Annotated in this window: 12 protein-coding genes; 11 read left to right on the forward strand and 1 reads right to left on the reverse strand. The window is 68.8% G+C overall.

Annotation, left to right across the window (positions count from 1 at the left end):
* The first annotated feature begins 50 nt into the window (after positions 1-50).
* The 11 genes from H0B43_RS25155 to H0B43_RS25205 all read left to right on the forward strand — a co-directional run bounded on the left by H0B43_RS25155 (position 51) and on the right by H0B43_RS25205 (position 12,727).
* The gene (locus H0B43_RS25155; RefSeq protein ID WP_185725461.1) at positions 51-2,501 is read left to right on the forward strand and encodes an HAD-IC family P-type ATPase; all 2,451 of its coding nucleotides are present in this window, start codon (positions 51-53) and stop codon (positions 2,499-2,501) included.
* 125 nt (positions 2,502-2,626) lie between these two features.
* Positions 2,627-2,818 (forward strand): antitoxin, encoded by a 192-nt coding sequence (locus H0B43_RS25160; RefSeq protein ID WP_015888853.1) that lies wholly within the window; start codon positions 2,627-2,629, stop codon positions 2,816-2,818.
* A 105-nt stretch (positions 2,819-2,923) separates the two neighbouring features.
* Positions 2,924-4,540 (forward strand): Na+/H+ antiporter, encoded by a 1,617-nt coding sequence (locus H0B43_RS25165; protein ID WP_185725460.1) that lies wholly within the window; start codon positions 2,924-2,926, stop codon positions 4,538-4,540.
* 8 nt (positions 4,541-4,548) lie between these two features.
* The gene (locus H0B43_RS25170; protein WP_397517448.1) at positions 4,549-5,784 is read left to right on the forward strand and encodes a lipase family protein; all 1,236 of its coding nucleotides are present in this window, start codon (positions 4,549-4,551) and stop codon (positions 5,782-5,784) included.
* A gap of 76 nt (positions 5,785-5,860) precedes the next feature.
* Positions 5,861-7,069 carry a histidine kinase gene (locus H0B43_RS25175; RefSeq protein WP_185725458.1) on the forward strand — a complete coding sequence of 403 codons (1,209 nt, stop codon included), beginning with the start codon at positions 5,861-5,863 and terminating at the stop codon, positions 7,067-7,069.
* 33 nt (positions 7,070-7,102) lie between these two features.
* Positions 7,103-7,915: a LytTR family DNA-binding domain-containing protein gene (locus H0B43_RS25180; protein ID WP_185725457.1), complete on the forward strand. Its 813-nt coding sequence runs from the start codon at positions 7,103-7,105 to the stop codon at positions 7,913-7,915.
* Complete coding sequence (locus H0B43_RS25185; RefSeq protein ID WP_185725456.1) at positions 7,912-8,283, forward strand: hypothetical protein; 372 nt, start codon at positions 7,912-7,914, stop codon at positions 8,281-8,283. The genes H0B43_RS25180 and H0B43_RS25185 overlap by 4 nt, the downstream gene beginning before the upstream one ends.
* A gap of 7 nt (positions 8,284-8,290) precedes the next feature.
* Positions 8,291-10,048, forward strand: a complete 1,758-nt coding sequence (locus H0B43_RS25190; RefSeq protein ID WP_185725455.1) for a cation acetate symporter — start codon at positions 8,291-8,293, stop codon at positions 10,046-10,048.
* A gap of 183 nt (positions 10,049-10,231) precedes the next feature.
* Positions 10,232-10,594: a DUF485 domain-containing protein gene (locus tag H0B43_RS25195; RefSeq protein ID WP_185725454.1), complete on the forward strand. Its 363-nt coding sequence runs from the start codon at positions 10,232-10,234 to the stop codon at positions 10,592-10,594.
* The gene (locus H0B43_RS25200) at positions 10,591-12,225 is read left to right on the forward strand and encodes a cation acetate symporter (RefSeq protein WP_185725453.1); all 1,635 of its coding nucleotides are present in this window, start codon (positions 10,591-10,593) and stop codon (positions 12,223-12,225) included. Before H0B43_RS25195 ends, H0B43_RS25200 begins: the two co-directional genes overlap by 4 nt.
* A gap of 70 nt (positions 12,226-12,295) precedes the next feature.
* Positions 12,296-12,727: an SRPBCC family protein gene (locus H0B43_RS25205; RefSeq protein ID WP_185725452.1), complete on the forward strand. Its 432-nt coding sequence runs from the start codon at positions 12,296-12,298 to the stop codon at positions 12,725-12,727.
* Here the strand turns inward: H0B43_RS25205 and H0B43_RS25210 are convergent, their stop codons facing one another.
* Positions 12,728-13,642, reverse strand: coding sequence for a transporter substrate-binding domain-containing protein (locus H0B43_RS25210; RefSeq protein ID WP_185725451.1), 915 nt, complete (start codon positions 13,640-13,642; stop codon positions 12,728-12,730).
* Positions 13,643-13,664: the final 22 nt, after the last annotated feature.

Raw genomic sequence — 13,664 nt, forward strand, 5'->3', positions numbered from 1 at the left:
GCCCAGCGCGCGTGCCCTCGGAGCCGAGCCTCGTTGCGTAGCCTTTCACCATGACATACGACGAAACCGGCACCGACACCGTTGCAGTCGTCGCGGTGGAGGGTTTGACGGCCGCCCAGGTGGCGGAGCGGGTGGCGGCCGGTAAGACCAACGACGTCCCCGACCGGGCCAGCCGATCGGTGCGCGACATCGTGCGCGCCAACGTGTTCACCCGGATCAACGCGATCCTCGGTGTGCTCCTGCTCATCGTGCTGGCCACCGGTTCGATCATCGACGGCATGTTCGGCCTCCTCATCATCGCCAACAGCGGGATCGGGATCATCCAGGAGGTGCGGGCCAAGCGAACCCTCGACAAGCTCGCGATCGTCAGCCAGACCAAACCCGTGGTGCGGCGCGACGGGGTGGCCGTCGCGATGGCTCCGCGGGAAGTCGTGCTCGACGACATCATCGAACTCGGTGCGGGCGACCAGATCGTGGTCGACGGTGTGGTGGTGGAGGCGGCGTCCCTCGACGTCGACGAGTCCCTCCTCACCGGTGAGGCCGACCCGGTGCACAAGGACGTCGGTCAGCAGGTGCTGTCGGGAAGTTTCGTCGCGTCCGGCAGCGGCTGCTACCGCGCCACGAAGGTCGGAAGCGACGCCTACGCCGCCAAACTCGCGGACGAGGCCAGCAAGTTCACGCTGGTGCACTCCGAGTTGCGCAGCGGCATCGACAAGATCCTGAAATTCATCACGTACCTGATGATTCCGGCGGGTCTGCTCATCATCTACAACCAGCTGTTCTCGAGCGGACAGTCGATTCGACCGGCGCTCAACGGGATGGTCGCGGCGCTCGTGCCGATGGTGCCGGAGGGCCTGGTGCTGATGACGTCGATCGCGTTCGCCGTCGGCGTGGTCCGGCTCGGTCAGCGGCAGTGTCTCGTGCAGGAGCTGCCCGCGATCGAAGGTCTCGCCCGCGTCGACGTGGTGTGCGCCGACAAGACCGGAACGCTCACCGAGAACGGCATGCGGCTGTCCGAACTGCGCTGCGCCGATTCCGCCGACACCGAACCGTCGCGTGCGGCGCTCGCCGCGATGGCCGCGTCCGATCCGCGGCCGAACGCCAGCGTCCTCGCGATCAAGGAGGCACTTCCGGACGATCCCGGGTGGGGTGAGGCCACCGCGGAGGCGCCGTTCTCGTCGGCGAAGAAGTGGAGCGGTCAGTCCTACGGGGCCCGCGGCAACTGGGTTCTCGGCGCACCGGACGTCCTGCTCGACCCCGGCAGCGACATGGCCCGGCAGGCCGAGGACGTGGGGTCGTCGGGGTTGCGGGTGCTACTGCTCGGCAGTTGCGACGTCCCGGTCGACCACCCGGCGGCGCCGGGCGTGATCACCCCGCGGGCGCTGGTGATCCTGGAGCAGCGGGTGCGCCCCGACGCCCGCGGCACACTCGAGTACTTCGCGAGCCAGAACGTCACCGTGAAGGTGATCTCGGGTGACAACGCCGTGTCGGTGGGTGCGGTGGCCGGGTCGCTCGGACTGCCCGGCGGCGACCGGCCCGTCGACGCCCGGGAACTGCCCGCCGACCGCGACGCGCTCGCCGACATCCTGGAGGCGTCCACCACGTTCGGGCGGGTGCGCCCCGATCAGAAGCGGGAGATGGTGGGGGCCCTGCAGTCTCGCGGTCACACCGTCGCGATGACCGGGGACGGGGTCAACGACGTCCTGGCCCTCAAGGACGCCGACATCGGGGTGTCGATGGGGTCCGGTAGTCCCGCCACCCGGGCGGTCGCGCAGATCGTGTTGCTGGACAACAAGTTCGCCACCCTGCCCTACGTGGTCGGTGAGGGCCGCCGGGTGATCGGCAACATCGAACGCGTCTCGAACCTGTTCCTCACCAAGACCGTGTACTCGGTGTTGCTGGCGTTCCTCGTCGGCATTACCGGTGTGCTGTCGCAGATCTTCCACTTCGAGCCGGTGCCGTATCCGTTCCTGCCGCGGCACGTGACGATCGCCGCCTGGTTCACCATCGGCATTCCCGCGTTCATCCTGTCGCTGGCACCGAACAACGAGCGGGCCCGATCCGGGTTCGTGCCCCGGGTGATGCGCCTCGCGGTCCCGTCGGGTGTGATCATCGGTGTCACGACGTTCGTGTCGTACCTTCTCGTCTACGCAGGCCCGGATCAGACGGAGACACAGAAGATTCAAGCGGGCACGTCGGCGCTGATCACCCTCATCATGATCGCGCTGTGGGTGCTGGCGGTGGTGGCGCGACCGTACGTGTGGTGGAAGCTGTTGCTGATCTTCGGATCCGTCGCGGGATACCTCATCCTGTTCGCATTGCCGTTCACCCGGGAGTTCTTCAAACTCGATCCGACGAACGTCGGCGCCACCACGTCCGCGCTCGTGTGTGGGCTCGTGGGAGTGGTTCTCGTCGAAATCGCATGGTGGGTGACGGGACGTCTGCACGGTGAGCACCGCCGGTTGTTCGCGGCGCCGGAGGATCTGCCGGGCGTGCACTGACACGAGTACGGCTCGCGACGATCCGAACGGTTGGCGCCGCCGAGTCGATACTGGGAGACTGGGTGCACGGCGAGTGATCAACTCGCACGGACAGTGCATGCGCATGCACCGGAGGAGGAAGCACGATGAGTTTCGTCGACACACTGAAGGGCCTGCTGGGCAAGGGGAAGGAAGCCGCCTCGCAGAACGCGGACAAGGTTCACGGCGCCATCGACAAGGCCGCCGACGTCGCGGACAGCAAGACCGGCGGCAAGTACAGCGACAAGATCGACAAGGCCGCCGACGCGGCGAAGAAGGCTGTTCCTCCGAAGGAGTGAACACTTCTCACACAGACACTGTGGGCCCCGGTTTCCGGACCGGGGCCCGCGCGTGTCTTCGGAGTTGACCCGCGCACCGCGGGCGGGCGCGGCAGAATCGGTGTCGTGAACGGCGTCCTGGTGCTCCTCGTCATCATCGCGGCCATCGCCGTGACGAGTTTCGCGAAGCGCCGCGATCTGCAGGCCCCGCTCGTCCTCGTCACCATCGGGTCGGTGGCGTCGTTCATTCCCGGGATGCCGCGGCTCGAACTGGACCCGGAGGCCATTCTCGGTGTGGTGTTGCCGCCGTTGCTGTATTCCGCGGCGCTGAAGTTCTCGGTGGCCACATTCCGGCGCCACCTCGCGCCGATCCTGCGGCTCGGGATCTTCACCGTCCTCGCGACCGCGGCCGGGGTGGCCATCTTCGCCAATTGGCTGGTTCCCGAATTCACCCTCGGCGCGGCACTGGTCCTCGGCGCCGTGGTTGCGCCGACGGACGCGGTCAGTGCCGTCGCCGTCGGCCGCAGGCTCGGGCTGCCGAACCGGGTGATCGCCATCCTCACCGGCGAAGGACTCGTCAACGACGCGACCGCGCTGACCCTGTTCACCGTCGCCGTCTCGGCCGTCGTCGGGGCGAAGATCCCGGTCCCCCCGGTCGTGTTCTTCGGCTACGAGGTGGTCGGCGGGGTGCTGATCGGACTGGTGCTCGCGAAGATCGTCGAGTGGGTGCGCCACCGCATGTACGACTCCCCGCTGGAGACGGTGCTGGGGCTGATGCTCCCGTTCGCCGCGTATCTCGCGGCCGAGGAGGTGCACGCATCCGGCGTGCTGTCCGTCGTCGCGGCGGGGTTCCTGATGGGGCACAAGGCGACCGACGCGTCCGTCGCTACCCGCATCCAGGAGCGGTCGCTGTGGGAGACTGTCGACCTCCTGCTCGAGATGTTCGTATTCGCGTACATGGGACTGCAACTGAAGTTCGTCATCGACGACGTCCGCGACCAGGGCCTGCCCGTGCATCACGTCTTCTTCTACGGATTCGCGGTTCTCGGCGTGGTCATGGCGATTCGGCCGGCGTGGATTCTGCTGCACTGGCTCCGCCGCCGGGTCGGGCTGGTGATCAGGACGCCGGGCGGCTCGGTGGAACTGCGGTGGCGGGAGAGCGTCGTCGTGTCGTGGGCGGGCATGCGCGGGGTGGTCACGCTCGCCGCCGCGTCCGGTGTGCCCGTGGTGATCGCCAGCGGGCAACCGTTTCCCGGCCGCGAGGTGATCCAGGCGATCGCGTTCGTCGTGGCCGTCGGCACGCTGCTGATCCAGGGTGCCACCATGCCGTTTCTGATCCGCATGCTCGACCTGGCGGATCCCGGCGAACGCGAACGGGAAGAGGAGCAGGTCAAGCTGGCCCGCGCGATCTCGCGCGACGCCGGTGAGCGGGCGCTGGCCGACTTCGCCGAACACCCGCCGGAGGAAATCGACCGAGCCGACCTGACCGGCATCCTCGAGCGGGTGCGGCGGTCGATGCGGTCCCGGCTCCAGGCCGAGGAGGCGGAAGATGCCGCGGAGAAGCAGCGGGCCGGCGCACTGTTCGACCACTACCGGCGCGCGGCGCTGCGAGCGCAACGGGAGGCGATCATCGCTGCCCGGGACGCGGGCACCCTCGACGACGAAGTGATGCGTAGCGTGTTGGAAAGCCTCGATGTGGAGGAGGCAGCAGCCGAGGAACGGGTGCGGAGACGGCGCGAATGAGGTGCGAGATGAGTGTGCGTCCGGTGCGCGTCGCCGTGGTTGCCCTGGCCGGTGCCGTGGCGCTGACCGCCTGCGCCACCGACGAGGCGTCGCCGAGTCCGTCGCCCACCACATCGGTGGCCACCCCCTCGGCCTCGCCCGCATCCCCGGCGCCGACGGGCGATCAGCGAGGATCCCTGATCAGCCAGGCGCCCGTCCCCGACATCGACGGGGCCGTCACCGCGCTCGGGGCGACGGCCACCCGGGTCGTCTACCGGTCGACGTCGGGTGTCGACGGAGGCGGCGCCGAGGTGGTCGGCACCGTTTTCACTCCCGCGGGTCCGGCACCGGACGGCGGCCGGCCCGTCGTGACGGTGGGGCACGGCACCACCGGCGTCACCGATGAGTGCGCACCCTCGTCCTCGCCGACGCTGCTGGGCACGATGAACCTCGTCCGGCCGCTGCTGCAGCGGGGCTACGTCGTGACCGTCACCGACTATCAAGGCCTCGGCACCGACGGACCTCATCCCTACCTCGAACCGAATACGGCGGCCTACGACCTGATCGACGCGGTCCGGGCCGCGCGCAACGTGGTGCCGGACGCCTCGACGCGGTGGGCGGCGATCGGGGTCTCGCAGGGCGGACAGGCGTCGTGGTCGGCCGCCGAGCACGCCGGCGACTACGGTGACGGACTCGACTTCGTCGGCGCCGCCAACCTGTCGCCCGCGGCCGATCTGTCGGGGATTTTCGTCGACGGCACCGCCGATCCGCTGTCGTTGCCGCAGAAGATGTTCCTGCCGTATCTCCTCGAAGGACTCGAGGTGGTACACCCCGAGCTGAATCCGGACGACTACATGCGCGGCGCACTGGCCGCCTCCCCCGACGTCACCCTGTCGTGCGTCGCCGCGAAACTCCCCGAGAAGTGGACGGTGGCAACCCAACTCACCCCTGTCGACACCGGACCGCGGACGCCGGCCGACGCCGAGCGCATGCGCGGATGGCTCGAGGACATCGCCCTGCCGAAGACGCGCGCCGGTGGCCCGATGCTCGTCGTGGTGGGGGAGCGGGACAATCTGATTCTGCCGCAATGGACTTCGCAGGCGGTCGACAAGGCGTGCGCGCTCGGCGACGTCGTCGAATTCGAATCCCAACCCGAGGAGGGGCACGCCGACGGACGTTCCGTCCCCGGGGCGGTGCAGTGGATATCCGACCGCTTCGCCGGCGTCCCCGCGCCGGACACGTGTGCCGAGGGAGGAACGCCGTGAAGGACGCGTCGCTCTGGGCGGACGCCTACCGTTCCGTCGCGCCGAAGACCCTGATCGCCCGTCAGGACGCCGGCGAATGACCGGAACCGTCGTCGCCGTGATCGCGTTGCTCGTCCTCGTTCCCGTCGTCGCGTTCACCGCCGTCTGGCTGCGGGCCCGGCGCGAGCTGACGACACCCACCGAACGTGCCGTCCACACCACCCTGCACACCGCGTCGCTGGCGGCGCGGCCACTGCGGAAGGGCCTCGACGAGACGTCGGCGGCCGAGGCCGCCCCGCACCTGCGTCAGCTGACCGGGGCGCAGGCCCTGGCGATCTTCGACGCGTCCGGTGACCTGCTCGCATGGAGTGGGCCGCACGAGGCCATGACCGAACAACTGCGCGACGCGGCCACCCGGGCGGTCGACGGGGAACGCCGGGTCCTCGTCGCCTACGGCGGACTCGTCCGAAGCGCGGGCGACGGCGCGGTTCGGGCCCTGATCGCCCAGCCGCTGCTCATCGAGGCGACCGGCGTGGTCGGGGTGCTCGGCATCGTCACCACGGAAGACCCCGGCCCGGGCATGCTCGGCGCCGTCACCGAAGTCGCCCGGTACGCGTGCAGCCAGATCGAACTCGCCGACCTCGACGCCTCCCGCGCCCGCCTCGACCGCGCCGAGGTCCGGGCGCTGCGCGCGCAGATCAGCCCCCACTTCATCTACAACGCGCTCAACACGGTCGCGTCGTTCGTCCGCACCGATCCCGACCGGGCCCGCGAATTGGTGCTCGAATTCGCCGACTTCACGCGGTACTCGTTCCGTTCGGCGGGGGAGTTCACCCTGCTGGCCGACGAACTGCGCAACATCGACCGGTACCTCACCCTCGAACGCGCCCGGTTCGGCGACGCCCTCGCCGTGAAATTGCAGGTGGCCCCTGAGGTGCTCAACGTGGTGCTGCCGTTCCTCGCGCTGCAACCGCTGGTCGAGAACGCGGTGCGGCACGGAATCGCCGCCAAACCGGACGGCGGCACCGTCAGCATCGTCGCCGCCGACGAGGGCACGGATTGCGTGATCAGCGTCGAGGACGACGGGGTCGGTATGGACCCGGAACTGCTGCGGTCGGGGTCGCTGGACGCGGTGGCCGACTCCTCGGGAGTGAAGGAGGCGGCTCACGTCGGGCTCGCCAACGTCGACGACCGGCTGCGCGCCGCCTTCGGCAACGACTACGGGCTCGTCGTCGAGACCGCGCCCGGCGCGGGGACGAAGGTGAGCATGCGCGTCCCCAAGTTCCGGCGGGGGATCTCGACGTGAACGTGAGGGGTCCGTGCGACGATTGCTGGCGTTGTGAATAACACTGACGCCATGGCCCCCGGCTCGTCCGGCACGGACGCGCCCCTCACCGTGCTGGCCGTCGACGACGAGAAACCCGCCCTCGACGAGTTGGCGTTCCTGCTGCGCGCCCAGGACGCGGTCGGGGACATCCGGACCGCGGGAGATGCCACCACGGCGCTGCGCATTCTGCGGGACGGCGACGTCGACGCCGTCTTCCTCGACATCAACATGCCCGGACTGGACGGTCTGGAGTTGGCCGGGATCCTCGCGAACTTCGCGTCGCCGCCGCAGGTGGTGTTCGTGACCGCCCACGACGACCGGGCGGTCGCCGCCTTCGACCTCGGTGCCGTCGACTATCTGCTCAAACCTCTGCGCGAGGAGCGTCTCGCGGAGTCCGTCCGCCGCATCGTCGAGCGCCGCAGGCGGCGCAGCGGGACCACCGAACCGGCGGCGCAGGCCGACGAGGTGATCCCCGTCGAACTCGGCGGCATCACCACACTCGTCCACCGTTCGTCCGTCGAATGGGTCGAGGCGGACGGCGACTACGCGCGGTTGCACACCGCGGACGGCTCCCACCTCGTCCGCATCCCCATCTCGGCGCTCGAGACCCGCTGGGCGAACGCCGGGTTCCTGCGTGTCCACCGTTCGTACCTCGTCGCGTTGCCGCGCGTGACCGGAATCCGGACCGTCGGCAACGGGCTGGTCGTGTGCCTGCGCGCGCACGGCGACCACCCGCCCGTCGAACTGCCGGTCAGCCGCAGGCACACCCGGATGCTCAAGGACCGGCTGGTCCGGGCGCCGAAGCAATCGTGGACCGCGCGATGAGTTCGCCGGAGCGCGGACCGCAGCGGGAACGCGTCGTCCTCGCCCAGCGCCGCGGTGCGCGCATCGTCCGCACCCGGGTGGAGGTGCAGGAACAGACAGCGGTCGGGGACGCGATGATCCGAGGGCTCGTGCGCACCCAGCTCGTGCTGGCGGTCCGGCTCGCGCTGCTCGCGGCGTGCCTGCTGTGCGCGGTGCCGCTGGTGATGTTCCTGTTCCCGACGCTGTCGCACGTGTCGGTGCTGGGGATCCGGCTGCCGTGGGTCGTGCTCGGGGTGCTCGTGTACCCGGTGCTGCTCACCACCGGCTGGATCTATGTGCGCCAGGCGGAGCGCAACGAGCAGGAATTCGCCGACCTGGTGGACGACTGAGCGTCCCGTGACCACCGACCAACCCATACCCTGGCTGACCGTGGCGGGTCTCGTGGCGGCCGCGGTCGCCACGGTGGCCATCGGCATCTACGGAGTGCGGTTGGCGCGCACCACCTCCGACTTCCTCGTCGCGTCCCGCAGCGTCGGCCCCCGGTGGAACGCCGCCGCGATCTCCGGCGAGTACCTCTCGGCCGCATCCTTTCTCGGGGTCGCCGGCCTGATCGCGAAATACGGCGCCGACGCCCTCTGGTATCCGATCGGGTTCACGGCCGGGTATCTCGGTCTGCTGCTCTTCGTCGCGGCGCCGCTGCGGCGGTCCGGCGCGTACACGGTGCCCGACTTCGCCGAGTTCCGGCTCGGCTCCCGCCGGATCCGCACCCTCGCCATGCTCGTCGTCGCCGTCGTCTGCGCGCTGTACCTCGTCCCGCAACTCCAGGGGGCCGGGCTCACCCTGAACATCCTTCTGGGCGTGCCGAGTTGGGTCGGGGCCGTCGTCGTCGGAATCATCGTGATCGCCAACGTCGTCGGCGGCGGCATGCGGTCCATCACATTCGTGCAGGCCTTCCAGTACTGGCTGAAACTCACCGCGGTCGCGATCCCCGCGCTGGTGCTGTCGGTGTACTTCTTCGCCGACCAGCACGAACTCGGTTCGGCCGCACCCCCCACCGTGAGTGAGCAGACCACCGTCGACATCACCACCGACGTCGTCGTCCACGTGTCCGCGCCGGTGACGGTCGGCGGCTCGGGAACGATCGACGGCGTGGCGGCGAGCGGCGACGTTCTCCTCGAACCGGGCGAACACCACCTCGGCGAGGGAACGACGATGATCCTCGAAGCGGGCGCCCCCGTGCCCGTCGTCGCGGGCGCACCCGCCGACAACGCCGACTGGATCGCCCCCGGCTGGGGATTCGGCGGCGAACACCCGATGTACCAGGTGTATTCGCTGATCCTCGCCACGTTCCTCGGCACGCTCGGGCTGCCGCACGTGCTGGTCCGGTTCTACACCAACCCCGACGGTCGGGCCGCCCGGCTGACGTCGCTGGCCGTGGTCGGGCTTCTCGGGGTGTTCTACCTGTTCCCCACGCTGCTCGGGGTGTTCGCGCGGTTGTACGTGCCGCAACTGCTCATCACCGGCACGTCCGACGCCGCGGTCCTGCTGCTGCCCGGGTCCGTGATCTCGGGGTGGGCCGGGCAACTCCTCGCCGCACTGGTCGCGTCCGGGGCCATCGCCGCGTTCCTGTCCACGTCCTCGGGCCTACTCGTCAGCATCGCCGGCGTGCTCAGCACCGACGTCCTGCGCGGGCGGATCCGGGACTTCCGGATCGCCGCCGTCCTGGCCGGCGCGGTGCCGCTGGTGCTGTCGCTGGCGGTGACGTCGCTGGATCTGTCGCGGACGGTGGGGCTGGTGTTCGCGGTCGCGGCGTCGACCCTGTGCCCGCTGCTCGTGCTCGGCATCTGGTGGCGTGGCCTGACGGCCGCCGGGGCGGGTTCCGGGATGGTCGCGGGCGGGCTGGTCGCCGGCTGCGCGGCCGGTGTGTCGGTGTTCGGCGGGTTCACCGTCGACGCCTGGAACGGCTGGCCCGCCGCGATGGTCGCGTACCCGGCCGCCGTCAGCGTTCCGCTGGCCTTCGTCACGATGGTGCTGGTCAGCAAGGTGACGCGCAGGCAGGTCCCAGCCGATGTCGGCCGCATCTTCACGCGGATGCACGCCCCCGAGCGCCTCGGCGTCGGCTCCGACCGCGAGAGGGAGCTCCGCTCCCCGTGAGCCTTTTTGGTAGCTCCCGCAACCAGAAAGGCGCACGGGGCGGAGCCGCTTGTCGCGGTCGGGTGACCGTTCGGCGCACAGTCCGGCAGCTCGCCGTGTGACTGACGCCACAGGCTGTTTCTGTGATTCAACTCTCACTAACGTCGGCATCCAGTTCACTCACACGCGACCAAGGAGTCTGCAGTGACCACAGCCGACCTCAGTGAGGGCGCACCGCAGAAGCGGCGCACCCCTGATGCGCAAGCCTTCGTAGACATGCAGGCGAGCCCGGAATTCCAGGAGTTGCGACACCGCCTGCGTAGCTTCGTCTTCCCGATGACGGCGTTCTTCCTCGCCTGGTACGCGGCGTACGTGCTGCTGGCCACGTACGCGCCCGAGTTCATGGCCACCAAGGTGATCGGCAACATCAACCTGGGCATCATCCTCGGTCTCGGCCAGTTCGTGACCACGTTCGTGATCACCGCGCTGTACGTGAGGTTCGCCAACCGGGAACTCGATCCCCGCTCCGCCGCGATCCGCGAAGAGCTGGAAGGACCGCTCAAGTGATCACCACACTCGCCGCCGCCACCGACGTCGGCAACCCGCTCCTCAACATCGCCATCTTCGTGGCGTTCGTCGTGATCACCATGACCATCGTGATCCGGGCGAGCCGCACCACCAAGAAGGCCTCCGACTTCTACACCGGCGGCGGTCAGTTCTCCGGCCCGCAGAACGGTTTCGCCATCGCGGGCGACTACCTGTCGGCGGCCTCGTTCCTCGGCATCGCCGGTGCCATCGCGGTGTACGGGTACGACGGCTTCCTGTACTCGGTCGGCTTCCTCGTCGCCTGGCTGGTAGCTCTGCTGCTGGTCGCGGAACTGTTGCGCAACACCGGGCGGTTCACGATGGCGGACGTACTGAGCTTCCGGCTGAAGCAGCGTCCGGTGCGGATGGCCGCCGCGCTGTCCACGCTGGTGGTCTCGCTGTTCTACCTCCTCGCGCAGATGGCCGGTGCCGGCGGACTCGTCGCGCTGCTGCTGAACATCGACGGCAAGGTCGGTCAGGGCATCGTCGTCGCGGTCGTGGGTGTGCTGATGATCGTGTACGTCCTCGTGGGCGGCATGAAGGGCACCACCTACGTGCAGATGGTCAAGGCGGTCCTGCTGGTGGCCGGTGCGGGCATCATGTTCTTCCTGGTGCTGTTCGCGGTGCGCGGCAACTTCTCCCAGTTGCTCGCCGACGCGCAGGCGACGGTCAGCGGTTCCGCGAACGAGGCGATCGCCAATCGCGACATCCTCGCCCCCGGCGCCAAGTACGGCATCAGTTCGATGAGCAAGCTCGACTTCATCTCGCTCGGCATCGCCCTGGTCCTCGGTACCGCGGGTCTGCCGCACGTACTGATGCGCTTCTACACCGTCCCCACCGCCAAGGAGGCCCGCCGCTCGGTGACCTGGGCGATCGGCCTGATCGGTGCGTTCTACCTGTTCACACTCGTCCTCGGCTACGGTGCGGCGAAGATGGTCGGTCCCGACGTCATCCTCGCGGCGCCCGGCAAGGAGAACGCGGCCGCGCCGCTGCTCGCCTTCGAATTGGGCGGCACCATCTTCCTCGCGATCATCTCCGCGGTCGCGTTCGCGACCATCCTCGCGGTGGTGGCGGGGCTCGCGATCACGGCGTCCGCGTCGTTCGCCCACGACATCTACGCCAGCGTCATCAAGCGTGGACACGCATCCGAGGAGTCGCAGGTGCGGGTCTCCCGGATCACGGTGGTCGTGATCGGTCTCGTGTCGATCGTCCTCGGGATCATGGCGATGGGCCAGAACATCGCCTTCCTGGTGGCGCTCGCCTTCGCCGTGGCCGCATCGGCCAACCTGCCGACGCTGCTGTACTCGCTGTTCTGGAAGAAGTTCAACACCACCGGTGCGCTGTTCAGCATCTACGGCGGCCTGATCAGCTGCCTCTTGCTGATCGTGTTCTCACCGGCCGTGTCCGGCAAGGCGTCGTCGATGTTCCCGAACGCCGACTTCGACCTCTTCCCGCTGGCCAACCCGGGCATCGTCTCCATCCCGCTGGCGTTCGTGCTCGGCATCGTCGGCACCTACATCGGCCGGCGCAAGGCGGAGGATCCCGCCAAGCAGGCCGAGATGGAGGTCCGGTCGCTCACCGGTGTCGGTGTGGAGAAGGCCGTCTCGCACTGATGCCATCGGTTCGTGAGTACTTGTCAACCGCCCGCGGTTGGCAAGTACTCACGGGCCGTAGTCTGCAGGGATGGCGAAACTCACGGTCAAGACCGATGTTCCTCTCAGCCCTCAGGAAACCTGGGACAAGGCCTCGAATCTGCAGGACTTCGACAAGTGGTTCGTCGTCCACGACGGCTGGCGCGGTGAGCTCCCCGAGACCCTCACGGCGGGTACCGAAATCAGTTCCGTCGTCACGGTCAAGGGGCTTCGCAACCGCGTGAAATGGACGATCAAGGAGTACGACGCCCCGAACCGCATCGTGCTGAAGGGCGACGGCAAGGGTGGCGTGAAGCTCGGACTGGTGCTCGACGTCAAGGCGAAGGGCGTTGCCTCCGAGGTGGCGTTCACCATCGAACTCGGTGGCGCGCCCCTCTTCGGGCCCATCGGCTCGGGCGTCGCGAAGGCGCTCAAGGGCGATATCGAGAAGTCGCTGCAGACGTTCGTCGAGCTGTACGCCTGATCAATCGAGGACGTGCGCGCCGCCGGTGTCGGTGATCCACTCGGCGGCAAGCGCGTCCAGCGTCCCGTCGGCGTAGAGGGAGTCGACGGCGGCCGAGACGCACGCGGTGAGCGGGCTGTTCTTCTCCAGCACGAGGCCGAAGAATTCGGTGACGGCGTTGGGGCGCGGGAATTGGCCGACGAGGACGCTGTCCTTCACCTCGTTGGCGGTGATCTGAAATCCGGTCGGGATGTCCACCACCAACGCGTCGATGGCGCCGGCGGCCAGGGCGGCCTTGGCGTCGTCGGTGGTGGTGAAACTGACCGGCGCCTGGCGGGGCTGCACGGTCTGGGTGATGGCGTCGAAACTCGTGGAACCCACCTGCGCCCCGAGACGGAACGGCGCGAGGTCGGCGAGCGACTTGGCCCGCGCGGCGGGAGAATTTTTCAGCGCCAGCACCGACTGCGTGACGGCGTAGTACGGCGAACTGAAGTCGACCGTCTCGCGGCGGGTGTCGACGATCGTGAACTGGTCGATGGCGAAATCGAAATCCTTCGCGCCTGCGGCCAGCGCATCGTTGAACGCGACCGTCTCGAACTGCACCTGATCCGGACCGTATCCGAGCTTCTCGACCACCTCGCGGGCCACGGCGCCCTCGTAGCCTTTGCCGTTGGACGGGTCGCCGTCGGCGAACCACGGTTGGTACGACGGACTGTCGGTGGCGATGGTGAATACGCCGTCCCGGGCGGTGACGCCGCTGCCCGGGGCGCAGTCGCCGACCGCGCGGGTGGACGGAAGTTTGGTGAACGCTTCGGGAATCGTCGACGCGTCGGCCTGGGTTTCGACGTCCGACGCCGAGTCGGTGGTGCAGGATCCGGCGAGCAGCGTCAGTGCGGCGGATAGGGCGGCGAGAGCTGTCCTTCGTCGGCGGGGCACCCCGTCATCTTGCCTGCCGGGG

The organism is Rhodococcus sp. 4CII (assembly GCF_014256275.1).
GTDB lineage: Bacteria > Actinomycetota > Actinomycetes > Mycobacteriales > Mycobacteriaceae > Rhodococcus_F > Rhodococcus_F wratislaviensis_A.